This window comes from Streptomyces coeruleorubidus, from assembly GCF_008705135.1.
GTDB lineage: Bacteria > Actinomycetota > Actinomycetes > Streptomycetales > Streptomycetaceae > Streptomyces > Streptomyces coeruleofuscus.
Genome location: NZ_CP023694.1, coordinates 7,201,734 through 7,226,957 on the forward strand (window position 1 = coordinate 7,201,734; position 25,224 = coordinate 7,226,957).

Here is a 25,224-nt window from a genome sequence, read left to right on the forward strand (position 1 = left end):
TTCCGTCCCGAGTTCCTCTCCGCGAACGGAGCTGATGCACATGAACCGCCGTACTGTCCTCGCCCTCGCCGTGGGCGCAGCCCTGCTGGCCTCGGGCTGTACCGGCACCGGAGGCACCTCGAAGGGCGCGGACGCCGACGCGCCCGACGATCCCGCCAAGGTCGACGGGACCATCACCGTCCTCACCCATCGGACCGACCTCGTGCAGGACGGGACGATGAAGAAGTACGCCGCCGAGTTCAACAAGACCTATCCCAAGGTGAAGGTCGAGTTCGAGGGCCTCACCGACTACGAGGGCGAGGTCAAGATCCGTATGAACACGGAGAACTACGGCGACGTCCTGATGATCCCGGCCGTGATCGAGAAGAAGGACTACCCGAAGTTCTTCGCCTCCCTCGGGACCCAGGCCGAGCGCGGCAAGAAGTACCGCTTCACCGACTACACCACCGTCGACGGCAAGGTCTACGGCCAGAGCCCGCTCGGCGTGGTCCCGGGCTTCGTCTACAACAAGAAGGTGTGGAACGCGGCAGGCGTCACCGACTGGCCCACGACCCCGGCCGAGTTCCTCGACGACCTCGAGGCCATCAAGTCCAAGTCCGACGCGGTCCCGTACTACACCAACTTCAAGGACATGTGGCCGCTGACCCAGTGGACGAACGTCAACGGCTCGGTCGGCTGCGACACTCAGGCCACCACCAGGCTCGCCGAGTCAAACCCCTGGGCGCAGGGCGCCGACCTGCGGGTCGGTGACACGCTGCTCCACGACATCGTGCGCCGGCAGCTCATCGAGAAGGACCCGACGACCACCAACTGGGAGGCGTCCAAGCCCAAGTTGGCGAAGGGCGAGATCGCCACGATGTGGCTCGGCTCCTGGGCGATCGTGCAGATGCAGGACGCGGCGAAGCAGGCGGGCACCGACCCGGCCGACATCGGCTTCATGCCGTTCCCCGCCCAGAAGAACGGCACGTTCTGCGCGGTGACGTCGCCCGACTACCAGCAGGCCGTCAACGTCAACTCCGACCACAAGGCCGCCGCCCGCGCCTGGATCGACTGGTTCACCGACAAGTCCGGCTACGCGGACGCCAACCTCGCCCTCTCGCCCCTCAAGGACGGCCCGCTGCCCGACGTCCTCAAGCCGTACGAGGAGGCGGGCGTGAAGCTCCTCGACATCGACGACACCAAGGGCGCCGAGGTCAAGTCCATCGACAACCAGTCCGAGGTCGGCATCTACAAGCCCGACTACCGCCAGGAGCTCGTCGACCTGGCCCGCGGCGCCCGCAAGGGCAGCCTGGACGACTTCCTGACCGGGCTGGGCGAGAAGTGGACCGAGGCGCAGAAGAACCTGGGGTCCTGATGACCGACACCACCCGGAAGGCGGCGCGGCCGGCGGCACCGACCGCGCCCGCCGGGCCGACGCCGCCGTCCGCCGCGCGCCGGACGCGGCGGTGGCGGGGCGTGACCCCCTGGCTGTTCCTGATCGGCCCGCTCGTCCTGCTGATCGCCTTCACCTACGCGCCGATCGTCAACATGGTCGCGTACAGCTTCACCGACTGGGACGGCGTCAGCCCCGAGCTGCACTACACGGGCGCCGAGAACTACGCCGAACTCTTCACCCGGCCCGAGCTGTTCGAGGTGTTCCTCGTCAGCGGCTACTACCTCGCCGCGTCCGTGGTGCAGATCGCCGCCGCCCTCTACTTCGCCACGGTCCTGAGCTTCAACGTCCGCTTCCGCAACTTCTTCAAGGGCGTGCTCTTCTTCCCGTACCTGATCAACGGCGTCGCGATCGGCTTCGTCTTCCTGTACTTCTTCCAGGACGGCGGCACCCTCGACGCGATCCTGAGCCTGTTCGGCTACGACGGCGACCGTGCCTGGCTCGGCACGCCCGCCTCGGCAAACGTCTCCCTCGCGGGCGTCTCCGTATGGCGATACATGGGCCTGAACTTCGTCCTCTTCCTCGGCGCGATCCAGTCCATCCCGGGGGAGCTGTACGAGGCGGCCGAACTGGACGGGGCGAACCGCTGGCAGCAGTTCCGTCACATCATCGCGCCCGGCATCCGGCCCGTGCTGAGCCTGTCGGTGATCCTGTCCGTCTCGGGGTCGCTGTCCGTCTTCGAGATCCCGTACATCATGACCGGCGGCGCGACCGGCACCGAGACCTTCGTGATCCAGACCGTGAAGCTGGCCTTCCAGTTCAACAAGACGGGCCTCGCCTCGGCGGCGGCCGTCGTGCTGCTGCTGATCATCCTGGCGGTGACCTGGGTGCAGCGGCGCCTCGTCCCGGACGACAAGGTGGATCTCGTATGACGCGCCGTGCCGTGGCCCGTGCCCTCGTGTACCTGTCCCTGGTCCTCGCGACGCTGGTCGTGCTCCTGCCGCTCACCGTGGTCTTCCTGACGTCGCTGAAGACCTCCGGGGAGATGGCGGACGACAGCGGCGCCCTCACGCTGCCCGACGACCCGCTGAACTTCGGCAACTACGTGACGGCGTTCCAGGACGGCCGGATGCTCTCCGCGTTCGGCAACACGGCGCTGATCCTGGTCGTCGCCATCGGAGGCACGGTCCTCATCGGCTCGATGACGGCGTACGCCATCGACCGCTTCCGGTTCCGCTTCCGGAAGCTGGTCCTGGCCCTGTTCCTGGTCGCCGCGCTGGTCCCCGGGGTGACCACCCAGGTGGCCACCTTCCAGATCGTCAACAGCCTCGGGATGTTCGACAGCCTCTGGGCGCCGATCGCGCTCTACATGGGCACGGACATCGTGTCGATCTACATCTTCCTGCAGTTCGTACGGGCCATCCCCGTCTCACTGGACGAGTCGGCCCGCATCGACGGCGCCAACGCCTTCACGGTCTACCGGAAGATCATCTTTCCGCTGCTCAAGCCTGCCATCGCGACGGTCGTGATCGTGAAGGGGATCAATGTCTACAACGACTTCTACATCCCCTTCCTCTACATGCCCTCCGAAGATCTTGGCGTGATCTCGACGTCCCTGTTCCGCTTCAAGGGCCCCTTCGGAGCCCACTGGGAGACCATCTCGGCGGGCGCGATCCTCGTCATCGTCCCGACGCTGATCGTCTTCCTGTTCCTCCAGCGGTTCATCTACAACGGTTTCACGCGAGGCGCCACGAAGTAGCGGACCCAGGGGCGCGGGGCTGTGTCGATGTGCGGCTCCGCCGCGTGGGCGCGAACAACCACAAACAGCCCGCAGCCGCCGTACGACGAAAAGCTCTACGGCGGCTAGGCCTCCTTCGCGGACAACGCCTCCACCAACACAGGCGTCACCAGCTCCACCTGCCACGGCCGCGCACCGTACCCGGCGAGCGCGGCCCCCACGGACTCGGCATCCACCACCGCCGGCGGCTCCCAGCAGACCCGCCGCACGGTGTCCGGCGTGATCAGATTCTCCTGCGGCATGGTGAGCTGCTCGGCCAGCGCCGAGACCCCCGCCCGGGCCGCGGACAACCTGGCCGCGGCGACAGGGTCCTTGTCGGCCCAGGCCCGCGGCGGCGGAGGCCCGGTCACCGGCTGCCCCGGCTGCGGCAACTGCGCCTCGCTCAGCCCCTTGGCCCGGTCCACGGCCGCCTGCCACTGCTCGAGCTGCCGCTTGCTCATCCGGTGTCCGAAACCGTTCAGCGCGGCCAGCGCGTGCACGTTGGCCGGAACCGCCAGCGCGGCCTCCACGATCGCCGCGTCCCCGAGCACCTTGCCGGGGGAGACGTCCCGCCGCTGCGCGATCCGGTCCCGGGTCTGCCACAGCTCCCGTACGACGGCCAGCTGCCGCCGCCGGCGCACCTTGTGCATGCCGGACGTACGCCGCCAGGGGTCCTTGCGCGGCTCCGGCGGCGGGGCCGAGGCGATCGCGTCGAACTCCTGGCGGGCCCACTCCAGCTTGCCCTGCCGGTCCAGTTCCTTCTCCAGCGCGTCGCGCAGGTCGACGAGCAGCTCGACGTCCAGGGCCGCGTACCGCAGCCAGGGCTCCGGCAGCGGCCGGGTCGACCAGTCGACGGCGGAGTGCCCCTTCTCCAGGACAAAACCGAGGACGCCCTCGACCATCGCGCCGAGGCCGACCCGGGGGAACCCGGCGAGCCGCCCGGCCAGCTCCGTGTCGAACAGCCGCGTCGGCACCATGCCTATCTCGCGCAGGCAGGGCAGGTCCTGGGTGGCGGCGTGCAGCACCCACTCGGCGCCGGACAGGGCCTCGCCGAGGGCGGACAGGTCGGGGCAGGCGACGGGGTCGATCAGAGCGGTCCCGGCGCCCTGGCGGCGCAGCTGGACCAGATAGGCGCGCTGGCCGTAGCGGTAGCCGGACGCGCGCTCGGCGTCGACGGCGACCGGACCGGAGCCCGCCTCGAAGGCGGCGATCATCCGGGCCAGGGCAGGCTCGTCCGCGATCACGGGCGGAATGCCCTCACGCGGTTCCAGCAAGGGGATCGGCGCCTCCGTAGCAGAAGATCCGTCGTCGTCCGGAGGAGCGCCTCCGGTGGTTCGCAGTGAGCTGTCTGCTGCGGTCTCGTGGGCGTCGGTCACATGTCAAGGGTATCCATGTATGGACAGCGCCCGCCGACGGAACGTTCCGTCGGCGGGCGCCCGAGGGTCGCAAACCAGTCAGGTCGGGGAAGCGGCGGGTTCACGAACCGTGAGTGACATGCACGAGACGCGCGGCCGGTCCCGTTCACGTGAGTGAATGATCACAAAGGGTCACCATGGAGCGGTTCAGTGGATGATTCCGGTCCGCAGCGCCACCGCGACCATCCCGGCGCGGTCGCCCGTGCCGAGCTTGCGGGCGATGCGGGCGAGGTGGCTCTTGACGGTCAGTGCGGACAGGCCCATCGAGACGCCGATCGCCTTGTTCGACTGGCCCTCCGCGACCAGTCGCAGCACCTCGACTTCGCGGCCGGAGAGTTCGCGGTAGCCGCCCGGGTGACTCGGGGCACCCGGGGGGCGGCGGTGCAGGCGGGCGGCGGCGGCGCCGATGGGGGCGGCGCCCGGGCGGGTGGGGAGCCCGACGTTGGTGCGGGTGCCGGTGACGACATAGCCCTTCACGCCGCCCGCGAGGGCGTTGCGAACGGCGCTGATGTCGTCGGCGGCGGAGAGGGCGAGCCCGTTGGGCCAGCCCGCGGCGCGGGTCTCCGACAGCAGGGTGAGGCCGGAGCCGTCGGGCAGGTGGACGTCGGCGACGCAGATGTCGCGGGGGTTGCCGATGCGGGGACGAGCCTCCGCGATGGACGAGGCCTCGATGACATCGCGCACACCGAGCGCCCACAGGTGGCGGGTGACGGTGGAGCGGACGCGCGGGTCGGCCACGACCACCATGGCGGTCGGCTTGTTCGGGCGGTAGGCGACCAGGCTTGCGGGCTGCTCGAGGAGAACGGACACCAGGCCTCCTGGGGTGCGGGACGGGGCCGGCTCGTGGGGGTGAAGCCGGGACGAACCGTGCTTTCAAGGTCACAGTCGTCTTCGGCACCCAACCCGTCCGCCTTTAGAGAATGATCACGAATCGGTGATAACAATCCGTACAATTCGGACATGCGGTCGATCATTCGAAGGTCGAACGGTTTCGGTCTGCGTCGGTACGCGGTCGAAAGTGGCCGTATCGACAAAGTGATTCGGCCAAGAGGGGGACGCAGGTGTGATCGTCGACAGGGCATGGTTGACCGCCCCGTACAAGTTCGATCAGTACGGGGTCGGAACAGGTTCGATCAGCGGGACTGCGGTCCCCGCCGCTGGGGCAGCGTCACCACCGACGCGTCCCCCGGCCCGGCCGGCGGCAGCCCCGCGACCTGGGCGAGCAGATCGCACCAGGACGCCAGGTGCGCGGCCGTGTCCGGCACCCCGCCCAGGCCCTCGCGCGGCGTCCACGAGGCACGGATCTCGATCTGCGAGGCGGCCGGACGCGCGGACAGACCGCCGAAGTAGTGCGAGCTCGCCCGCGTGACGGTGCCGCTCGGCTCCCCGTACGTCAGCCCGCGCGCCTGCAGCGCGCCGGTCAGCCAGGACCAGCACACCTCCGGCAGCAGCGGATCCGCGGCCATCTCCGGCTCCAGCTCCGCGCGCACCAGCGTCACCAGCCGGAACGTGCCCTGCCAGGCCTCGTGCCCCGCCGGGTCGTGCAGCAGCACCAGCCGGCCGTCCGCCAGGTCCTGGTCGCCGTCGACGACCGCGGCCTCCAGCGCGTAGGCGTGGGGGGCGAGCCGCTGCGGCGGGCGCGTCGGCTCGGCCTCGATCTGGGGCCGCAGCCGCGCCGCCCTGAGCGCGTCGACGGCGGCCCGGAAGGGCAGCGGGGTGGTGTCCGCCTCCCGCCGGTCTTTCTCGGTGTCCTTCGCTTCGTCCATTCCGCCAGCGCCGTCCGACAGTGGTCCCTGAGCCGCAGCCATGCCGGAAGGTTACGGGGACCGGAGCCCGGGTGCCGGGCTAGACACCCCGCGCCTCTCCAGGGGCTGAATCCCGCCCCTCGGGGGCGTGCGAAACTTGGCCCGTGAGTGCCAACGACGCCCCCCGGGCCCAGCAGCCGTCCGCCCCGTACGACTCAGCCTTCCTCAAGGCCTGCCGGCGCGAGCCCGTGCCGCACACGCCGGTGTGGTTCATGCGGCAGGCCGGGCGCTCACTTCCGGAGTACCGCAAGGTGCGCGAGGGCATCGGGATGCTCGAGTCCTGCATGCGGCCCGAGCTGGTCACCGAGATCACGCTCCAGCCGGTGCGCCGGCACGGCGTCGACGCGGCGATCTACTTCAGCGACATCGTCGTCCCACTCAAGGCCATCGGCGTCGACCTCGACATCAAGCCCGGCGTCGGCCCGGTCGTCGAGCGCCCGATCCGCACCCGCGCGGACCTCGCCCAGCTCCGCGACCTGACCCCCGAGGACGTCTCCTACGTCACCGAGGCCATCGGCCTGCTCACCCGCGAGCTCGGCGCCACGCCCCTCATCGGCTTCGCCGGTGCCCCCTTCACCCTCGCCAGCTACCTAGTCGAGGGCGGCCCGTCCCGCACGTACGAGAACGCCAAGGCGATGATGTACGGCGACCCCGAGCTGTGGGCCGACCTCCTCGACCGCCTCGCCGAGATCACGGCCGCCTTCCTGAAGGTGCAGATCGAGGCCGGCGCCTCGGCGGTCCAGCTGTTCGACTCCTGGGCCGGCGCCCTCGCCCCCAGCGACTACCGGCGCTCGGTGCTGCCGGCGTCGGCGAAGGTCTTCGAGGCCGTGGCCGGTTACGGCGTCCCGCGCATCCACTTCGGCGTCGGCACCGGGGAGCTGCTGCGGCTCATGGGCGAGGCCGGCGCGGACGTCGTCGGCGTCGACTGGCGCGTCCCGCTGGACGAGGCCGCCCGCCGCGTGGGCCCCGGCAAGGCGCTCCAGGGCAATCTCGACCCGACGGTGCTGTTCGCCACGACGGAGGCCGTCGAGGCGAAGACCCGCGAGGTCCTGGACTCGGCGGCGGGGCTGGAGGGGCACGTCTTCAACCTCGGCCACGGCGTCATGCCGTCGACGGACCCGGACGCGCTGACGCGGCTCGTGGAGTACGTGCACACGCACACCGCCCGCTGACTCACCAGGTGTGCCGGGGCCGCGCCCGCCTGCCGAAGAGGATGCCGCGCGGCTCCGGCGGCGGCGGTGTGCCGGGGCGCAGCGGCCAGGCGATCAGCATGCCGGCGAGGAAGCCGGCGATGTGCGCCGCGTACGCCACCGTGCCGGCGTCGGAGAGGCCGCCGCCGGAGGAGTACACCGCCTGGAGCACGAACCACAGGCCCAGCACGGTCCAGGCGGGCAGCCGCAGCGGCAGGAAGACCAGGAACGGGACGAGGACCCCAGCCGCCGTGCAGGAACATCGCGGTCAGGACGCTCAGTTCGGGCGACTTGTCGTAGGGCGGCGGGCCGACCACGCAGCCGGGTCCCTGCGGGCCCACCCGATGTCGCCCGTGGGTACCAGCCGGGGCATCTGATGGTGGATCAGCTCCCGTGGCACCGCCGCGTACTGGTCCAGGAACGCCTGGAGGTGACACAACTGGGCCAGGCTGCCCTCGTCCACCACGCCACACGTGTGCCCGGGGCGCCGCCGGTGAATCGGCACCGCTGGTGAACGCAGCCGTCCGGGCGTGCGTATGTGTCGGCAACCGCCCGCGGCGCGGGGAAGGCGGGTCGCGGGGCCGACGTGAGGAACAGGCGATGAACGACCGAGTTACTCCTCCGATGCACGCCCTGCCCGACGGCGAGGCGGAGCTGACGCTGGTGGTGCGGCTGCCGTGGGAGGACGTGGCCCGCCTCGGCCAGGAGGCCGGGCGGCTGGCGACCCAGATGCGGCGGCCCGTGACGCTGGACGAGGCGGTGAGTCACCGGTTGCGTTCGTCCAGGATCGCCGCGCATGCGAAGCCGGCGGGGGAGCAGCCGCCGCCGGCGGTGACGGCGGCGTCGGCGTCGGTGTCGTCCTTGCCGTCCCGGCCGCCGGCGGAGCAGGCGCGGCAGGCGATTGACCGGATCAACGGCACTGCTGGGACCGCGTAGGGCTTCGCCGTAGGGGTGCGGGTTCGCTGCCGGGTGCGGGTTTGTGGTGGCTGGTCGCGCCCACGCGGCGGAGCCGCAGATCGGTACAGCCCCGCGCCCCTGACCCCCACACCGTCCCTTACTGAGAACTACGCACCTTTGCCGCCGCCTTGCGGGCCGCCACCAACACCGGGTCCCAGACAGGGGAGAACGGCGGGGCGTAGCCCAGGTCCAGGGTCGTCATCTGCTCCGCCGTCATGCCCGCGGTCAGGGCGACCGCCGCGATGTCGACCCGCTTGCCCGCGCCCTCCCGGCCGACGATCTGCACGCCGAGCAGGCGGCCCGTGCGGAGTTCGGCGAGCATCTTGACCGTCATGGGGGAGGCGTCCGGGTAGTAGCCCGCGCGGCTGGTCGACTCGATGGTGACCGCCTCGAAGCGCAGGCCCACGCGGTGGGCGTCCTTCTCGCGCAGTCCCGTGCGCGCGATCTCCAGGTCGCAGACCTTGCTGACCGCCGTGCCGACCACGCCCGGGAAGGTGGCGTAGCCGCCCCCGGCGTTGGTGCCGATGACCTGGCCGTGCTTGTTGGCGTGGGTGCCGAGCGCGATGTGCCGTTCCTGGCCGGAGACCAGGTCGAGGACCTCGACGCAGTCGCCGCCCGCCCAGATGTTCTCGTGCCCGCGCACCCGCATCGAGCGGTCCGTGAGGAGGCCGTCGTGGGCGCCGAGGGGGAGGCCGGCCGCCTGCGCGAGGGTCGTCTCGGGGCGCACGCCGATGCCGAGCACGACGACGTCCGCCGGGAAGTCGCGGTCCTGGGTGGCCACCGCCCGTACCCGCCCGTCGTCACCCGTGAGGATCTCGGTGACCTCGGCGTCGTTCACCATCGTGATGCCCAGGCCCTCCATGGCCTTGTGCACCAGGCGGCCCATGTCCGGGTCGAGGGTCGACATGGGCTCGCTGCCGCGGTTGACGACCGTCACCTCGTAGCTGCGGTTGATGAGCGCCTCGGCCATCTCCACGCCGATGTAGCCGGCCCCGACGACCACCGCGCGGCGGCCACGCGTGCGTGCCAGCGTGTCGAGCAGCGCCTGGCCGTCGTCCAGTGTCTGCACGCCGTGCACCCCGGGGGCGTCCATGCCGGGAAGGTCCGGCCGGATCGGCCGGGCGCCGGTCGCGATCACGAGTTTGTCGTACGACGTCCAGGACTCGGTGCCCGACTCGAGGTCACGCGCGCGTACCCGCTGTCCGTCGGGGTCGAGCTCCGTGACCTCGGTGCGCAGCCGCAGGTCGATGTCCCGCGCGCGGTGCTCCTCGGGTGTGCGGGCGATGAGCCGGTCCCGGTCCGGGACGTCGCCGCCCACCCAGTACGGGATGCCGCACGCCGAGTACGACGTGAAGTGGCCGCGTTCGAACGCCACGACCTCCAGCTCGTCGGGGCCCTTCAGACGGCGTGCCTGCGACGCCGCGGACATCCCCGCGGCGTCGCCGCCGATCACGACCAGTCGCTCCCTGCGCGTACGGCTCATGTTCATGCGAACACGCTACGGGAGCACGGCATTTCAGTCCTGCTCGTCAGGGGTCCGCGCGGGCGGGGACTGCGGGGCCGGACGGGCCGTCGGCAGCGGGCCCAGGGCGCTCGTGGCGGGCGCGGGGCGCGGGCGGCGCGGGAGGCGGGGGCGTACGACGCGCAGCCACAGCAGCGCGAGCAGGGCGGCCACCGCCGCGAACGGCAGGACCGCGCCGAGGGCCACCGCGAGCCAGCGCACCATCGTCACGAAGGCGTTCCAGCCACCCGCGAGCGCGTCCACGAACCCCGGGTCGTCGTCCTTCGCCTCCTTCTTCACCGGCGTCTCGGACAGCGACAGGGTGATGGTGGCCAGGCTCGTGCGGTCCTTCAGGGTCTCCTGGCGCGCGAGGAGAGCCTCCAGGTCGGCCTGGCGGGTGCTCAGCTCGCCTTCCAGGGTGACCACGTCGCTGAGCTTGGTGGCCTGGTCCATCAGCTCGCGGATCCGGGCCACACTCGCGCGCTGCGACTTGATGCGGCTCTCCACGTCCACGACCTGGTCGGTGACGTCCTCCGCCTTCGCGCTGCGGTCGAGGAGCTTGCCCGCGCCCTCCAGCTCGGTGAGGACCTCGTCGTACTTCTCGGCGGGCACGCGCAGCACGACGCGGGTGCGCTCGTGGCCCTCCTCGTCCCGGGTGGTGGTCTCGTTGCCGACGTAGCCGCCCGCGTTCTCGGTGCCGGCGCGGGCCTCCTCCAGGGCCTTCGGGACGTCCTTGACCTGCACGGTCAGTGAGGCCGTGCGGATGATGTGGGCCGTGGGGAGCTTCGCGGGCGCGGTCGCCCTGGCCCCGCTTCCGGCGCCGCCGGGTGCGGCCTCGTTCGCGCCGGCCTTGCCGTCGGCGTCCGGGGCGGCGACTCCCCGGTCGGCGGCGCTGCTGCCGGCGGAATCCTCGCCCGCGCCGCTGCATCCGGTGAGCGCGAGGGCCGCGGCCAGCAGGAGCGCGGCGAGGGCCGGGACGGGGTGGCGGGCGGGTCGTCGTGTGCGCATGTGGGCTTCCCCCGGGGATCGGTTCGGCTGACGTTTCTTCGACGCCCGGGCGGGGCCGGACGTTTGGTCCCGGACGGTTCCGATGCGGTCACGGTCGGGACTCGTGAAGGACACCGGGGCGCGGCGGCGCTGTCAGTGGGGTCTGAGAGGCTGGGGGCATGCGCGAAGTTCAAGCCAGTGCGGGCATGGGGCAGGTCGTCGTCATCGGGGCGGGCATCGCGGGACTGGCCGCAGCGCACCGGCTGCTGGAGCGCGGGGCGCGGGTGACCGTGCTGGAGGCCTCCGACCGGGTCGGCGGCAAGCTGCTGCCCGGGGAGATCGCGGGCGCCCGCGTGGACCTCGGCGCCGAGTCGATGCTGGCCCGCCGCCCCGAGGCGGTGGCGCTCGCCCGGGAGGTGGGCCTCGCCGACCGGCTCCAGCCGCCCGCGACGGCGACGGCCTCGATCTGGACCCGGGGCGCGCTGCGCCCGATGCCCAAGGGACACGTGATGGGCGTGCCCGGCACCGCCGCGGCCCTGTCCGGCGTGCTGTCCGACGAGGGCCTCGCCCGCATCGACCGCGACGCCGAGCTGCCCCGCACGGAGGTCGGCGACGACGTGGCCGTCGGGGAGTACGTGGCCGCGCGCCTCGGCCGCGAGGTCGTCGACCGCCTGGTGGAGCCCCTGCTGGGCGGCGTCTACGCGGGCGACGCGTACCGCATCTCGATGCGCTCGGCCGTCCCGCAGCTCTTCCAGGCCGCCCGGAGCCACACCTCCCTCACGGAGGGGGTCCGCGAGATCCAGGCGAAGGCGGCCGCCGGCCGGCAGACCGGCCCGGTCTTCATGGGCATCCAGGGCGGTGTCGGCACGCTGCCCCTCGCGGTGGCGGAATCGGTGCGGGCGCGCGGGGGCGAGATCCTGACGGGGGCGCCGGTGACGGAGCTGAGCCACAGCGCGGCGGACGGCGGCGGGTGGCGCGTGGTCACGGACGGGCGGATGCTGCAGGCGGACGCGGTGGTGCTCGCCGTCCCCGCCCCCGCGGCCGCCCGGCTCCTGCGCACCGAGTCCCCCGAGGCCGCCGCCGAGCTCGGCGGCGTCGAGTACGCCTCCATGGCCCTGGTCACCCTCGCCTACCGCCGCGCCGAGGCGGGCCTGCCCGAGGGCAGCGGCTTCCTCGTGCCGCCGGTGGACGGGCGCACCATCAAGGCGTCCACCTTCGCCTCGCAGAAGTGGGGCTGGATCGCCGACGAGAACCCGGACCTGGTCGTCCTGCGCACCTCCGTCGGGCGGTACGGCGAGACGGAGATCCTCCAGCGCGACGACACCGAGCTCGTGGCGGTCTCCCGGCACGACCTGGAGGCGGCGACCGGCCTGGACGCCACACCCGTCGCCACCCGCGTCACCCGCTGGGACGATGGCCTGCCGCAGTACCCCGTCGGCCACCACGCGCGCGTGGCCCGCATCCGCGCGCACGTGGCGAAGCTCCCGGGGCTCGCCGTGTGCGGCGCGCCGTACGACGGCGTCGGCATCCCGGCGTGCATCGCGAGCGCGTACGCCGCCGTCGACCAGATCCACGGCGACCTGCGGGGTGTGCAGGAGCTCACCGCCCACCCGGTGCAGAGCCTGCACGGCGGAGCGGGAGAATGAGGAGCATGAGTGACGACGCCTCCACCACGGCCTCCAGCGCCACGCCCGACCGCATCGCGAACAAGGGCAAGCTGGCCAAGGACCTCAACGAGGTCATCCGCTACACGCTCTGGTCCGTCTTCAAGCTGAAGGACGTCCTCCCCGAGGACCGCGCCGGGTACGCCGACGAGGTCCAGGAGCTGTTCGACCAGCTCGCCGCCAAGGACGTGACCATCCGCGGCACGTACGACGTCTCGGGCCTGCGCGCCGACGCAGACCTCATGATCTGGTGGCACGCGGAGACCAGCGACGCGCTCCAGGAGGCGTACAACCTCTTCCGCCGCACGAAGCTGGGCCGGGCGCTCACGCCGGTGTGGTCGAACATGGCGCTGCACCGCCCCGCCGAGTTCAACCGCTCGCACATCCCGGCGTTCCTCGCCGACGAGACGCCCCGGAACTACGTGAGCGTCTACCCCTTCGTGCGTTCCTACGACTGGTACCTGCTGCCCGACGAGGACCGCCGCCGCATGCTCGCCGACCACGGCAAGATGGCCCGCGGCTTCCCGGACGTGCGCGCCAACACGGTCGCCTCGTTCTCCCTCGGCGACTACGAGTGGATCCTCGCCTTCGAGGCCGACGAGCTGTACCGCATCGTCGACCTGATGCGTCACCTGCGCGCCTCGGAGGCCCGTCGGCACGTCCGCGAGGAGGTCCCGTTCTTCACGGGCCGCCGCAAGGACATCGCGGAGCTCGTCGCGGGTCTGGCCTGATCAGCGGAGCGGTCGTCCGGCCCCGGGCTTCTCCGGGGCCGCCGAACGCGGCTTCGGCTTCGGTTCCGGACGCGCGGCGCAGTCCGCAGCCCGTCCCGGCAGCCGGCCCTCCAGCAGATACGCCTCCATGTGGCCGTTGACGCAGGCGTTCGACCCGCCCGCCAGGCCGTGCGTGCCCGTGTCCCGTTCCGTCACCAGGACGGAGCCCGCGAGGCGGCGGTGGAGTTCGAGGGCGCCGTCGTACGGCGTGGCGGCGTCCCGCTCGGCGGCCAGGATCAGCGTCGGCGGCAGTTCGCCCGGCCCGGTGCCGACGTCGAGCGGGCGCTGCCGCGGCCCCTCCCAGTAGGCGCAGGGCAGGTTCGTCCACACGTTGTCCCAGGTCTCGAAGGGCGCCACCCGCGCGAGCCGGGTGTTGTCCCGGTCCCACACCTCCCAGTCCGTCGGCCAGGGGGCGTCGTTGCACTCGACGGCCACGTAGACGGCGCGTGAGTTCTCCGCCTCGGCGGCGGCCTCCGGGTGCTGTGCCGCCTGCTCGACCAGTGGCCCCGGATCGCCCTTGAGGTACGCCGACAGTGCGTGCGCCCGGTGCGGCCACTGGTCGTCGTAGTACCCGGCCTGGAGGAACGCCTCCTGCAACTGCCCGGGCCCGACCTTCCCGCCGGCCGGCTCGGCGGCCAGCCGGGCCCTCGCCCGCTCGTAGCTGCGCCGCACCTCCCGCGCGGTCCTGCCCAGCCCGTACACGTCGTGGTGCCGGGCGATCCACTTGCGGAAGTCCTTCCAGCGGTCTTCGAACGCCGCCGACTGGTCGAGGTTGTTGCGGTACCAGATCTCCGCCGGGTCGGGATCGACCGCCGAGTCGAACACCATCCGCCGTACGTGGGTGGGGAACAGCGTCGCGTACAGGGCCCCGAAGTACGTGCCGTACGACGAGCCCATGAAGGTCAGCCGTTCCTCGCCGAGCGCGGCGCGCAGCACGTCGAGGTCGCGGGCGTTGTTCAGCGAGTGGTAGTGCCGCAGAGCTCCGCCGGCCCGCTCGGCGCAGCCGCGCGCGTACGCCTTGGCCTGCGCGATGCGCTCCTTCTTGTACGACTCGGAGGGGTGCGTCGGCGACTGGGTGGGCCCCTTGAAGAACTGCTTGGGGTCCTTGCAGGACAGCGGCGCGGAACGGCCGACCCCGCGCGGGGCGTAGCCGACGAGGTCGTACGCCGCCGCGAGCCGCTTCCACTCGGGCAGCAGGCCGACGAGGGGGAAGTGCAGGCCGGAGGCGCCCGGGCCGCCCGGGTTGTAGACCAGGGCGCCCTGGCGGCGGACCTTGCGCTTGCTGTTGTGCGGGTCCTTTTGTGTGGCCCGGGCGCGAGCGACGGCGAGCTCGATCTGTCTGCCGTCGGGGTGTGCGTAGTCCAGCGGGACGGGGACCGTGCCGCACCGCATGCTGCCGGGAAGGTCCTCCGCGTCGGGGCACGGGCCGAAGTCGATGCCGGCCGCCTTCGCCCGCGCCGCGGCCACCGCGGTGCCGCGCAGCTCGGCCGTCGCCCGCGAGCCGTCGGAGTCCGGGGCGGCGGTGAGGGCGCTCAGCAGCAAGGACCCTGCTGCCGAGTAGAGGAGGGCGGCTCTCATCGGGAATCCCTTCGGTGCACGGTGGCGACAAAAGGGATGTTTCGTGGGGTGGTTGGGGAAGGCAAGCACCATCCGCCGGTGTCGGCCTCAATGCCTCCGCGCGCCCCGGTCTGTCAATCGTGTGCTCAGCGGTGCGTGAAGGCGGCGCGCAGGTCCGGCTCGCCGATCGCGCGGACGCCGCGTACGGCCACGGAGGTGAGGTACGTGCGGTCGTCGGCGGTTCCGTCCGCGTTCCGGGTCAGTGCGCCGAGCAGCCGCTGGCCGGCCGGGGAGGCCCAGCGTGAGTACGGGTGGACCTCGATGCGGGCGATGCCGAGGCAGCTCAGGGTCAGGGCGAGCGGCAGCGCGAACCACAGGGCCACCAGATGCCGCGGCAAGTCCGGCGGAGGGGGCGTCAGCAGCGCGGCCGCGCCGAGGCCGAGTACGGCGACGGCCGCCGAGCGCACCTGCCGGACGGCCGCCGCGACCGTCGTACGGGCACTGTCGGGCACGGCGAGCCCCGCGCGCTCCAGCCGGTCGGCGATGCCGCGCACCGCGTCCGCCGTGGAGGCGGTGGCCCGCAGCGGCGCTATCCGGGACTGCCCCTCGGGGCCGATGGCCCCGATGACCGACCGCTCCATCTCGTCGCGCCCGCGCGGATCGACGACCGTCGCCCAGCCGGTGTGGGCCAGGAGCAGCCGGCGCTGGCGTGCCATGGCGACGAGCGTCACGTCGGCGACCCGTCGGGGTCCGCCGGAGAGGAACGCGGCCTCGTAGAGCGTGAGTTCATGGACGCGGCCGGTGTCCGCGTCGGCGGCCGCGGCGCGTACGGCGGCCAGGCACAGGCGCGTGCACGCCGTGCCGGCCACGACCCAGGCCGCCAGCAGGAAAAGAACCCAGAGCATATGTTGTTTGTATGTGACACGGTCTCGGAAACACCATGCCTTGTTCACGATCCGGACGGAGTGTTGTCGGTATGTGACGTTCCGTTTCGCTGCTCCGGCGGCGGGCGGAAGGTGGGCGGCGGAAGAGTGAAGGCCGGGTCCGGCGCCGGGGCCGGAGTCGTGGGCGAGGCCGGAGCCGGGCCCGCCGCCGGGGGAGTGCTCCCGGTGGCCAGGTCGCGGGCCACGGCGTCGAAGTCGACGTAGCCCGTGGCCTCCAGGACCTTGATGTGGTCGAGGACGGTCGTGTTGGCGTCGTCGGCGAGGTCGCGCACCAGCGAGTTGCGGGTGCTCGCGCGGACCTGGGCGACGACCGAGAAGACCCTGCCGTGAGCCAGCCGCAGGATGGTGGCGAACTGGCGGTCGTACTCGGCACCCTGTGCCTCGTCCAGGGTTTCCAGCCACTGCTTCTGCTGGTCACCGGGCTCGTCCGGCAGGGTGAGGTTCAGCCGTGCGGCGACACCGCGGACCCGTTCGTCGAGGAACCTGTGTCCCTCGACGAGATGCCGGCCCGCCGTCCGGACGGCCGGTGTGGTCCCCTTGGCCCGCGCCTGCTGCCCGGCGGGCAGTTCCCACAGCCCGGCCAGCCGGACCTTGACGAGGAAGTCCTGGTCGAGCGCGGACAACGGGCCGTAGCTCGTGCGCAGGGTCTGGGCGCTGAGCACGTCCGGTCCCGTCCCCGGCCGGTCGGTGTACGGCCAGAGGGAGAAGACCAGCGCGGCGAACGTCGCCGCCAGACACGTGACGATGAGCCCCGTGCCGCTGACGATGCCTCGGCCCTTGACGGGGGGTCGCGGTCGCATGGTGGTGCCTCCTGGTACGGCACCGCACGCTAGTGCGCTTCGGGGCCGGAGTTGACATGTTACTGCGGGGTCTACGTCAACTGCCGTACGAGGGCGAAGGGTTGTATCGGGGGCAGGGCGGGACGATTGGGGGAGGCGGAACAGGGGACTCGCCGGGGCAAAGAGGCTTAAAACATTCCATGGTTCCAGGCGGGCGTGACCCGGGTGTTAGCCCCGGCACACTCGCGTGCGCACGGGCGAGGCCGGGTGACTAGCCCACCCGGGTCCTCTGGGCCACCGGGACGCCGCCGGGGCGGTGCGCCCCGTGGCCGCCGCCCGCCCGATGGGCCATGTTGCTGACCGTCGAGCCGATCGGCACCGGCCGGATGCGAAGGAGGCCCCGCGGTGGGCGAGCTGTACATCGACGGCGAGTGGACCCAGGCGGCGGCCGGTGGCCGGCGGGAGGTGGTCAACCCCTACGACGCGTCCGTCGTCACCACCGTCGACGAGGCCGACGCCACCGACGTGGACCGCGCCGTGCGCGCCGCCCGGCGCGCCTTCGACGAGGAGGACTGGGCGAACGCCACCTCCCGCCACCGGGCCGACCTCCTGCTGCGCGTCCGCGACCTGCTGCTGCGCGACCAGGAGGACATCGCCCGCACCGAGACCCTCGACACCGGCAAGACGCTGGCCGAGGCCCGCATCGACGTGGAGGACGTGGCGAACGCCTTCCGCTACTACGCCGAACTCGCGGGCAAGGACGGCGGCCGGGTCGTGGACGTCGGCCCGGACGTCCTCAGCCGCGTCGTCTACCAGCCGGTCGGCGTCTGCGCGCTCATCGCCCCCTGGAACTACCCGCTGCTCCAGGCCTCCTGGAAGGTCGCCCCGGCGCTGGCCGCCGGCAACACCTTCGTCCTCAAGCCCAGCGAGACCACACCGCTCACCACGATCGCCATGATCCGGCTCATCGAGGAGGCCGGCGCACCGCCCGGCGTCGCCAACCTGGTGCTGGGCTCCGGGGCGACCGTAGGCGCGGCCCTGATCAGCCACCCCGAGGTCGACCTGGTGTCCTTCACCGGCGGCCTGACCACCGGGCGGTCCATCATGGCCGGCGCCGCCGAGGGCCCGCGCAACATCGCGCTCGAACTCGGCGGCAAGAACCCCAACATCGTCTTCGCGGACGCCGACTTCGACGCCGCCGTGGACTACGCGCTGGACGCCGCCTTCCTGCATTCCGGGCAGGTCTGCTCGGCCGGTTCGCGCCTGCTGGTCCAGGACTCGCTGCACGACGGGTTCGTCGAGGCCCTCGCCCGCCGCGCCCAGGCCATCCGGCTCGGCAACGGCATGGCGGAGGGCACCGAGAGCGGCCCGCTCAGCTCCGCCGAGCACCGCGAGAAGGTCGAGCGCTACATCGCCATCGCCCAGGAGGAGGGCGCCCGCCTCGTCACCGGCGGCACCCGCCCCGACGACCCCGCCCTGAGCCGCGGCTTCTTCCTGCTGCCGACGATCTTCGCCGACTGCGACCGGTCGATGCGGATCGTCCAGGAGGAGGTCTTCGGCCCGGTGGTCACCGTCGAGCGCTTCGGCACCGAGGACGAGGCGGTGGAACTGGCCAACGACACGCGCTACGGCCTGGCCGGCGGGGTGTGGACCTCCGACGCGAGCCGCGCCCAGCGCGTCGCCCAGCGGCTGCGGCACGGCACCGTCTGGATCAACGACTTCCACCCCTACGTGCCGCAGGCGGAGTGGGGCGGCTTCGGCCGCTCCGGCGTCGGACGCGAACTCGGCCCCACCGGGCTGCGCGAGTACCAGGAGGCCAAGCACATCTACCAGAACCTCGCCCCCGCCCCCTCCGGCTGGTTCAAGGGCTGAACGACACAGAAAGCAGGGCACCGCATGGCCCCCACCACCGCGCACGGCGCCGAGTCCGCCTACGACTACGTCATCGTCGGCGGCGGCACCGCCGGCTGCGTGCTCGCCGCCCGCCTGAGCGAGGACCCCGACTGCCGCGTCTGCGTCGTCGAGGGCGGCCCCAGCGACGTCGGCGACGAGCGCATCCTGCGCCTGCGCAACTGGATCAACCTGCTGGGCTCGGAGTTCGACTACGGCTACACCACCGTCGAGCAGCCGCGCGGCAACTCCCACATCCTGCACTCACGGGCCCGCGTCCTCGGCGGCTGCTCCTCGCACAACACCCTGATCAGCTTCCTGCCGCTGCCGCAGGACCTCGACGACTGGGTGAACGGGGGCTGCACCGGCTGGGACCCGGCGACGATCCTCCCCTACCGCGACCGGCTGCTCACCCGGATCGTCCCGGTGGCCGAGGCCGACCGCAATCCCATCGCCAAGGACTTCGTCACCGCCGCCTCCCGCGCCCTCGGCGTCCCCGTCGTCGACGACTTCAACGCCGAGCCCTTCGCCGACGGCACCGGCTTCTTCTCCCTGGCCTACCAGCCCGAGGGCAACCTGCGCTCCTCCGCGTCCGTCGCCTACCTCCACCCCGTCCTGGACCGGCCCAACCTCACCCTCCTGCTGGAGACCTGGGCGCACCGGCTGCTCCCCGACGAGTCGGGCCGGCTGACCCGCGTCGCCGTCCGTGGCGCCGACGGCGAACCCGGCACCGTGCGCGCCGAGCGTGAACTCCTCCTGTGCGCGGGTGCCATCGACACCCCGCGCCTGCTGATGCTCTCCGGACTCGGCCCGGCCGACGACCTGCGCGGCCTGGGCATCGACGTCCGGGCCGACCTGCCCGGCGTGGGCGAGAACCTGCTGGACCACCCCGAGTCCGTGATCGTCTGGGAGACGGAGGGGCCGCTGCCGCCCAACTCCGCGATGGACTCCGACGCCGGCCTGTTCCTGCGCCGCGACCAGGGCCAGCCGCGCCCCGACCTGATGTTCCACTTCTACCAGGTGCCGTTCACCGTCAACACCGAGCGCCTGGGCTACCCCGTGCCGCCGTACGGGGTGTGCATGACGCCCAACGTGCCGCGCGCCCGCTCCACCGGCCGCATGTGGCTGCGCAGCTCCGACCCCGCCGAGCATCCCGCCCTGGACTTCCGGTACTTCACCGACCCCGAGGGGCACGACGAACGCACCATCGTGGAGGGGCTGAAGGTCGCCCGCGAGGTCGCCGCCACCGCCCCGCTGCGCGACTGGCTCGTCCGCGAGGTGGCGCCCGGCCCGGACGTCGTCTCCGACGCCGACCTCTCGGAGTACGGCCGCCGCGCGGCGCACACCGTCTACCACCCGGCGGGCACCTGCCGCATGGGCGCACCGGACGACCCGATGGCCGTGTGCGACGCGGAGTTGAGACTGCTCGGCGTCGAGGGCGTGCGGATCGTCGACGCGTCGGTGTTCCCGACGATGCCCACCATCAACCCGATGGTGACCGTCCTGCTCGCCGCCGAACGCGCCGCCGATCTGATCAGCGACCGCCCCGGCCCCACGGAACAGTCGAAACAGGAGGCCCGCCAGTGACCGGTCAACAGCCCCCCGCACCGGCGGCCGGGGCCCCCTCGGCCGAGCCCGGCTCGGAGTTCCGCAAGGACATGGGCCCCTGGGCCAACTTCGCCCTCGGCTTCACCTATCTCTCCCCGGTGGTGGGCACCTACACCCTCTTCGGCATCGCGATCGCCGACGGCGGACCGCCGATGATCTGGGCGTTCCTGGTCGCCGGCTGCGGCCAGTTCCTCGTCGCGCTGATCTTCGGCGAGATCGTCGCCCAGTACCCGATCGCGGGCGGTGTCTACCCCTGGGCCCGGCGGCTGTGGGGCAAGCGCTGGGCGTGGATGACCGGCTGGGTGTACATGTGGGCGCTGCTGGTGACCATCACCTCCGTCGCCTACGGCGCCGGCCCCTACATCGCCATCCTCTTCGGCTTCAGAGCCACCGTGCACACCACCGTGCTGTGCACCGCCGTGCTCATCGTCGTCGCCATCCTCATCAACTACCTGGGCACCAAGGCGTTGTCGGTGGCGGCGCTCATCGGTTTCGCCGGCGAGCTCATCGGCGCCCTCGTCGTCGGCGTCTACCTGCTGGCCACCCACCGTCACCAGGGCCTCGGCGTCATCTTCGACTCCTACGGCACCGGGGGAGACGGCTCCTACCTGCCGGCGTTCCTGGCAGCCGCCATCATCGGCCTCTACCAGTACTACGGCTTCGAGGCGTGCGGCGACACCGCCGAGGAGGTCGCCCACCCCGGCCGGGTCATCCCCCGCGCGATGCGCCGCACCATCTACATCGGCGGCGCGGCGGCCACGTTCACCTGTATGTCGCTGCTGCTGTCGGTCACGGACTTCAACGCGATCATCTCAGGCGAGCAGGCCGACCCGGTGGTGGACGTGCTGTACGACGCCATGGGCGAGACCGGGGCGCGGCTGGTGATGGCCGTGGTGCTGATCTCCTTCCTGTCCTGCACGATCAGCCTCCAGGCCGCGGCCGGGCGGCTCATCTACTCCTACGCCCGTGACGAGATGATCGTCGGGTACCGGCTGCTGCGGCGGTTCGTCCACACCCGCGCCGTGCCGAGCTGGGCGCTGTTCGTGTCCGCGGCGGTGCCGCTGATCATCGCCTTCGCCTCGCTGCTCTCCGAGGACGCCCTCACCAACATCGTCTCGTTCGCGATCCTCGGCATCTACGGCTCGTTCCAGATGGTGGTCCTGGCCGCGCTGCGCGCCCGGCTCAAGGGCTGGAAACCGGCGGGGGAGTTCACCCTGGGCCGCTGGGGACTCACGGTGAACATCGCCGCGCTGGCCTACGGCATCCTCGCCATCATCAACATCTGCTGGGCCCGCACCCCGGAGAAGTCCTGGTGGGAGAACTGGATCGTCCTGCTGTGCGGAGCGGTGGTGGTGGGTACCGGCGTGCTGTACATGTTCACCACTCACCACTACGGCCGCGGCGACGCACTTGCCGGTGACGCGGTGCCGAAGGAGGAGAAGGAGGCCGCGTCGAAGGGCTGACGGGCGGTCCCCGCGTCAACGCCGCAGCAGTACCTTCCGGGTGGCGCGGGCCAGCCGGCGGACCGGGCGTCGCGATCGCGGCGCCGGTCCCGACCGGTCCAGCCACCACTCCCGGAGTTCCCGGCGCGCCGCGACGTCCCCGGGCCGCCCGGCGGACAGGAGGCGCTCGGCGAAGGTGAGGGCGTCGCGCCGGTAGCCGCCGGTCATCGGCTGGGTCTGGGCGTACGCGAGGAAGGCCGTACGGTAGTCCACCCCGAGGATCTCCGGCAGTTCGGGCGCGACCTTCGCCACGACATCCGCCCGCTTGGCGGCCAGGGCCCGCGCCTGTACGCCGACCCGCGCCCGGTCGAACCCCTCGGGCACGGGCGTCCCCGCGACCAGCGCGGACAGCAGTGCGGCCTGCGCGAGCCCGAGCCGCTGCCGGGCCTCGTCGACGCCCGTGTGTTCGGGCCGGCCGGAGGCGCCCCGTGTCGCCCCGGCCGCCCCGGTCTGATGGCCCTGCGGCGTCGCCCCGTAGCCGCGCGCGGGAACGTCGGCGCGGACCTCGCTCCAGCCTCCGGCCGCCGCCTCCGGTCGCCCCGCGGCGACCGCATGGCCCGCCGCGCGCACCTCCGCCTTCACCCGCTCGACGGCCCCCGCCTCCACGGCCCGCCGGATCGAGGCCAGCTCGGCCTCCAGCTCCGCCGGTTCCGGGAAGTTCTCGTCGCGTTCCAGCAGGACCCCCGGAGGGGAGACGCGGGATGCGAGGTCGGTCAGGACGTCCAGGACCGGACGGGGGACGGGGTGGGCGTGACTGTCGTGCCAGACGCCGTCGCGTTCGAAGCCGCCGGCGACATGGACGTAGGCGATGGCCTCCAGGGGCAGCTCGGCGAGGGCCTTGGCCGGGTCCTCGGCGCGGTTGACGTGGTTGGTGTGCAGGTTGGCCACGTCGATGAGGAGCCGGACGCCCGTGCGGTCGGCCAGCTCGTACAGGAACTGGCCCTCCGTCATCTCCTCGCCGGGCCAGGAGAACAGCGCGGCGATGTTCTCGACGGCCAGCGGCACCGGCAGCGCCTCCTGCGCGATGCGCACGTTCTCGCACAGCACGTCGAGCGCGTCCCGGGTCCGGGGGACGGGCAGCAGATGGCCCGCCTCCAGGTGCGGGGTCGCCGTCAGAGCACCGCCGGCCCGTACGAACGCGATGTGCTCGGTGACCAGCGGCGAGCCGAGTGCCTCTGCCCGTTCGGCCAGCGCGGTCAGACGGCCTTCGTCGGGGCGGTCCGCACCTCCGAGGCCGAGCGAGACGCCGTGCGGCACCACGGTGACGCCGCGCTCGCGCAGCCGCCGCAGCGAGTCGGGCAGATGGCCGGGGCAGACGTTCTCGGCCACGGCCTCGACCCAGTCGATGCCCGGCATGCGCTCTATGGCGTCCGCGATCTCCGGTCGCCACCCGATGCCCGTCCCCAGTCGCTCCATCGTCCCCTCCTCCGCACCGCCGGTTCCTCGAACGTGAGGGGGGTATGGCCCAGCCGCCCGTCCCCGAACCCCGCCACGGGCACCTTCAGAGGAACATTTGAGGTTCGGCCCACCGACGGATCACCGACGGATCACTGACGGATCTCCGGCTCCACCGTCGGAGGCGCCGGGGTCGCGCCACCCCCTGATGCGTCGTAGACCGGACGCATGAGCGACGGCAGCGAACAGGCGGCCCCGGTCTCGACGCGGCGGCTGTGGGCCGGGGCCGGGGGACTGGTGGTGGTCGTCGGCACGGCCTATTTCCTGCTCCCGCTGGAGGGGCTCGGCGCCGACCGCCCCTGGCTGGGCTGGCCGTTGTTCGCATTGTGCCTGGGGTTGCTGGCCGCGCTGCTGCTGCGCCAGGTGCGCGACGTCGTGCTGGAGAAGCCGCATACCCGGCCGGGCGTGATGATCCCGCTGCTGATGTGCCTGGCCGTGCTGGTCTTCTCGTCGGGGTACTACGCCCTCGCCCAGCGGCCGGGCCAGTTCACCGGCCTGAACACCCGCGTGGACGCGCTGTACTTCACCGTCGTCACGCTCGCGACCGTCGGCTACGGGGACATCACCCCGAGCGGGCAGGAGGCCCGCCTGGTGGCCGTCGCCCAGATCCTTTACGCGTTCGTCTTCCTCACGGCGGCGGCCACCGCGCTGTCGCGCCGGCTGCACGCGGTGGTCGCCGCGCGCGACCGGCGCCCGCCGCCCTCCTGACCCGGGGCGGCCGGGGACGGCAGGGCGCGGCGCCTACGCCGAGCGGGTGGAGCGGTAGTTGAACAGCGACCACAGCACGAACAGGCCGGTCAGGATCATGATGATCGACCAGAACGGCTGGTAGGGCAGCCACATGAAGTTCGCGATCAGCGCCAGTCCGACCACGACCGCGCCCACGACCCGGGCCCAGCCGGCCCCGGTGAACAGGCCGAACCCGGCCGCCACCACGAGCACACCGACGATCAGGTGGATCCAGCCCCACGCGGTCAGGTCGAACTCGAAGACGTACTCGCCGAAGCTCGTGTACACCTCGTCGTCGGCGATGGCCGTGATGCCCTGGAGCACCGCGAACAGGCCGTAGACGACCATCAGGGTGCCGCCGAGAGCGAGACCCCCGGTCGCCAGGGGGTCGCCGGAACCGCCGGGGCCGCCGGGCGTCCGGTCGTCGGGGGCGGGCGGGGCGGGGGGAGGGGGCGCGGCGCTGGACATGGCTGCCTCCTGGGTCGGGGTTGTCTGGTAACCCCACTGGAGCACCCGCCCGCCACCGGCGCGCCTGCGGCTACTCCGAACGGGTGGGCGCCGGACCGCCGGGCGCGTACGGTTCCCGGCGCAGCGCCGGGTGGTCCGCGACCACCGTGCACGAGCCGGGCGCGATCTCCGTGAACCCCGCGTCGCGGACCAACGGCAGGCCGCTGCGCGTCAGTCCGGGCCAGCGGGCCGGGTCGGCCGTGCGTACGGAGAGCGGGAAGCCCGCGTCCTGCCAGGCGGCCCGCTCCTCGTCGGGCAGCTCCCACCAGGCCAGTTGCGCGGCGTGCCCGGCCTGCGCCATCGCCTTGCCGGCCGACATGCCGAGGTCGGGGTTCAGCCACAGCACGGCGGCGGTGGGGTCCGCGTCCACCGGCGGTTCCGGGTCGTCCAGGTCGGTGCCGGAGACCTGGAGCCGGGCCAGGTCCTTGGGCCAGCCGTCCAGCGGGACCGGCGGGAAGACCCGCACCTCGGCCGCCTTGCCGGTGATCGTGATGCCGGGCAGGGCCTCCGCCCGCCGCCATTCGGCGCCGCGGGCCCGTCGCACCACCTTGCGGATCCGGGTGTCCTGCCAGTCCCGCATCGCCTCGGCCCACGCGCCGTCGCCGGCCGACCGCTCGTCGCCGAGGATCGTCAGCACGGCCCGCGCGGCCGTCTCCAGCGCGTCCGTACGCGCCGGCGGGTCCGCCCGCTCGATCCGCACGACCAGGGGCAGCACGAACTGCGGTGCCGTGTCGCGGTCCGAGTGCTCGGAACGGAAGGGGCTGTCACTCACGGGCGTCGGGTCTTCGCTCACGAATCCCAGTGTGCCAGCCGGA

General features: G+C 72.3%; 22 protein-coding genes and 1 pseudogene. 11 read left to right on the forward strand and 12 right to left on the reverse strand.

The window, feature by feature from the left end; genetic code table 11:
* The first annotated feature begins 40 nt into the window (after positions 1 to 40).
* The 3 genes from CP976_RS33240 to CP976_RS33250 are packed head-to-tail and all read left to right on the forward strand — an operon-like array spanning position 41 to position 3,131.
* Positions 41 to 1,354: an ABC transporter substrate-binding protein gene (locus CP976_RS33240; RefSeq protein ID WP_150483620.1), complete on the forward strand. Its 1,314-nt coding sequence runs from the start codon at positions 41 to 43 to the stop codon at positions 1,352 to 1,354.
* The gene (locus CP976_RS33245; RefSeq protein WP_150483621.1) at positions 1,354 to 2,304 is read left to right on the forward strand and encodes a carbohydrate ABC transporter permease; all 951 of its coding nucleotides are present in this window, start codon (positions 1,354 to 1,356) and stop codon (positions 2,302 to 2,304) included. The genes CP976_RS33240 and CP976_RS33245 overlap by 1 nt, the downstream gene beginning before the upstream one ends.
* Positions 2,301 to 3,131, forward strand: coding sequence for a carbohydrate ABC transporter permease (locus CP976_RS33250; RefSeq protein ID WP_150483622.1), 831 nt, complete (start codon positions 2,301 to 2,303; stop codon positions 3,129 to 3,131). The genes CP976_RS33245 and CP976_RS33250 overlap by 4 nt, the downstream gene beginning before the upstream one ends.
* A gap of 104 nt (positions 3,132 to 3,235) precedes the next feature.
* On the opposite strand, the gene CP976_RS33255 is transcribed toward CP976_RS33250, so the two are convergent.
* The 3 genes from CP976_RS33255 to CP976_RS33265 all read right to left on the reverse strand — a co-directional run bounded on the left by CP976_RS33255 (position 3,236) and on the right by CP976_RS33265 (position 6,372).
* The gene (locus CP976_RS33255; RefSeq protein WP_150483623.1) at positions 3,236 to 4,525 is read right to left on the reverse strand and encodes a ribonuclease D; all 1,290 of its coding nucleotides are present in this window, start codon (positions 4,523 to 4,525) and stop codon (positions 3,236 to 3,238) included.
* A gap of 186 nt (positions 4,526 to 4,711) precedes the next feature.
* A complete protein-coding gene (locus CP976_RS33260; RefSeq protein ID WP_150483624.1) occupies positions 4,712 to 5,374 on the reverse strand; it encodes a response regulator transcription factor in 663 nt (220 codons plus the stop codon).
* Between the two features lie 323 nt (positions 5,375 to 5,697).
* Positions 5,698 to 6,372, reverse strand: a complete 675-nt coding sequence (locus CP976_RS33265; RefSeq protein WP_150483625.1) for a DUF3000 domain-containing protein — start codon at positions 6,370 to 6,372, stop codon at positions 5,698 to 5,700.
* A gap of 101 nt (positions 6,373 to 6,473) precedes the next feature.
* Here CP976_RS33265 and hemE point away from each other — a divergent pair, with 101 nt between their 5' ends.
* Positions 6,474 to 7,541 carry a uroporphyrinogen decarboxylase gene (gene hemE / locus CP976_RS33270; RefSeq protein ID WP_150483626.1) on the forward strand — a complete coding sequence of 356 codons (1,068 nt, stop codon included), beginning with the start codon at positions 6,474 to 6,476 and terminating at the stop codon, positions 7,539 to 7,541.
* 1 nt (position 7,542) lies between these two features.
* Here the strand turns inward: hemE and CP976_RS33275 are convergent.
* A pseudogene (locus CP976_RS33275) lies at positions 7,543 to 8,097 on the reverse strand (rhomboid family intramembrane serine protease).
* Positions 8,098 to 8,159: 62 nt separating this feature from the next.
* Here CP976_RS33275 and CP976_RS33280 point away from each other — a divergent pair.
* Complete coding sequence (locus CP976_RS33280) at positions 8,160 to 8,495, forward strand: hypothetical protein (protein ID WP_086855375.1); 336 nt, start codon at positions 8,160 to 8,162, stop codon at positions 8,493 to 8,495.
* Positions 8,496 to 8,613: 118 nt separating this feature from the next.
* Here CP976_RS33280 and CP976_RS33285 read toward each other — a convergent pair whose 3' ends face one another.
* Complete coding sequence (locus CP976_RS33285; protein ID WP_150483627.1) at positions 8,614 to 10,005, reverse strand: FAD-dependent oxidoreductase; 1,392 nt, start codon at positions 10,003 to 10,005, stop codon at positions 8,614 to 8,616.
* 27 nt (positions 10,006 to 10,032) lie between these two features.
* Positions 10,033 to 11,025 (reverse strand): DUF4349 domain-containing protein, encoded by a 993-nt coding sequence (locus CP976_RS33290; protein ID WP_150483628.1) that lies wholly within the window; start codon positions 11,023 to 11,025, stop codon positions 10,033 to 10,035.
* Between the two features lie 158 nt (positions 11,026 to 11,183).
* On the opposite strand from CP976_RS33290, the gene hemG reads away from it, so the two are divergent.
* Positions 11,184 to 12,650, forward strand: coding sequence for a protoporphyrinogen oxidase (hemG, locus tag CP976_RS33295; RefSeq protein WP_150483629.1), 1,467 nt, complete (start codon positions 11,184 to 11,186; stop codon positions 12,648 to 12,650).
* Positions 12,651 to 12,655: 5 nt separating this feature from the next.
* A complete protein-coding gene (gene hemQ, locus CP976_RS33300; protein ID WP_150483630.1) occupies positions 12,656 to 13,399 on the forward strand; it encodes a hydrogen peroxide-dependent heme synthase in 744 nt (247 codons plus the stop codon).
* Here the strand turns inward: hemQ and CP976_RS33305 are convergent, their stop codons facing one another.
* From CP976_RS33305 to CP976_RS33315, 3 genes are all read right to left on the reverse strand, one after another.
* The gene (locus CP976_RS33305) at positions 13,400 to 15,016 is read right to left on the reverse strand and encodes an alpha/beta hydrolase (RefSeq protein ID WP_150483631.1); all 1,617 of its coding nucleotides are present in this window, start codon (positions 15,014 to 15,016) and stop codon (positions 13,400 to 13,402) included.
* 125 nt (positions 15,017 to 15,141) lie between these two features.
* The gene (locus CP976_RS33310; protein WP_150483632.1) at positions 15,142 to 15,900 is read right to left on the reverse strand and encodes a TIGR04222 domain-containing membrane protein; all 759 of its coding nucleotides are present in this window, start codon (positions 15,898 to 15,900) and stop codon (positions 15,142 to 15,144) included.
* Between the two features lie 44 nt (positions 15,901 to 15,944).
* Positions 15,945 to 16,739, reverse strand: coding sequence for a DUF4142 domain-containing protein (locus CP976_RS33315; protein ID WP_150483633.1), 795 nt, complete (start codon positions 16,737 to 16,739; stop codon positions 15,945 to 15,947).
* 384 nt (positions 16,740 to 17,123) lie between these two features.
* Between CP976_RS33315 and CP976_RS33320 the strand changes: the two genes are divergently transcribed.
* From CP976_RS33320 to CP976_RS33330, 3 genes are read left to right on the forward strand one after another with little or no spacing between them, the layout of a single operon-like run.
* Complete coding sequence (locus tag CP976_RS33320) at positions 17,124 to 18,590, forward strand: aldehyde dehydrogenase family protein (protein WP_150483634.1); 1,467 nt, start codon at positions 17,124 to 17,126, stop codon at positions 18,588 to 18,590.
* 24 nt (positions 18,591 to 18,614) lie between these two features.
* The gene (locus CP976_RS33325) at positions 18,615 to 20,195 is read left to right on the forward strand and encodes a GMC family oxidoreductase (protein ID WP_150483635.1); all 1,581 of its coding nucleotides are present in this window, start codon (positions 18,615 to 18,617) and stop codon (positions 20,193 to 20,195) included.
* A complete protein-coding gene (locus CP976_RS33330) occupies positions 20,192 to 21,679 on the forward strand; it encodes an APC family permease (protein WP_150483636.1) in 1,488 nt (495 codons plus the stop codon). The genes CP976_RS33325 and CP976_RS33330 overlap by 4 nt, the downstream gene beginning before the upstream one ends.
* A 15-nt stretch (positions 21,680 to 21,694) precedes the next feature.
* Here the strand turns inward: CP976_RS33330 and CP976_RS33335 are convergent, their stop codons facing one another.
* Entirely contained in the window at positions 21,695 to 23,134 is a 1,440-nt protein-coding gene (locus CP976_RS33335; protein WP_150483637.1) for an MbnB/TglH/ChrH family RiPP precursor modification enzyme, read from the reverse strand.
* Between the two features lie 207 nt (positions 23,135 to 23,341).
* On the opposite strand from CP976_RS33335, the gene CP976_RS33340 reads away from it, so the two are divergent.
* The gene (locus tag CP976_RS33340; protein WP_150483638.1) at positions 23,342 to 23,881 is read left to right on the forward strand and encodes a potassium channel family protein; all 540 of its coding nucleotides are present in this window, start codon (positions 23,342 to 23,344) and stop codon (positions 23,879 to 23,881) included.
* Positions 23,882 to 23,914: 33 nt separating this feature from the next.
* On the opposite strand, the gene CP976_RS33345 is transcribed toward CP976_RS33340, so the two are convergent.
* Positions 23,915 to 24,370 (reverse strand): DUF7144 family membrane protein, encoded by a 456-nt coding sequence (locus CP976_RS33345; RefSeq protein WP_150483639.1) that lies wholly within the window; start codon positions 24,368 to 24,370, stop codon positions 23,915 to 23,917.
* A gap of 70 nt (positions 24,371 to 24,440) precedes the next feature.
* Positions 24,441 to 25,202, reverse strand: a complete 762-nt coding sequence (locus CP976_RS33350) for an aminoacyl-tRNA hydrolase (protein ID WP_167537470.1) — start codon at positions 25,200 to 25,202, stop codon at positions 24,441 to 24,443.
* Positions 25,203 to 25,224 lie beyond the last annotated feature (22 nt).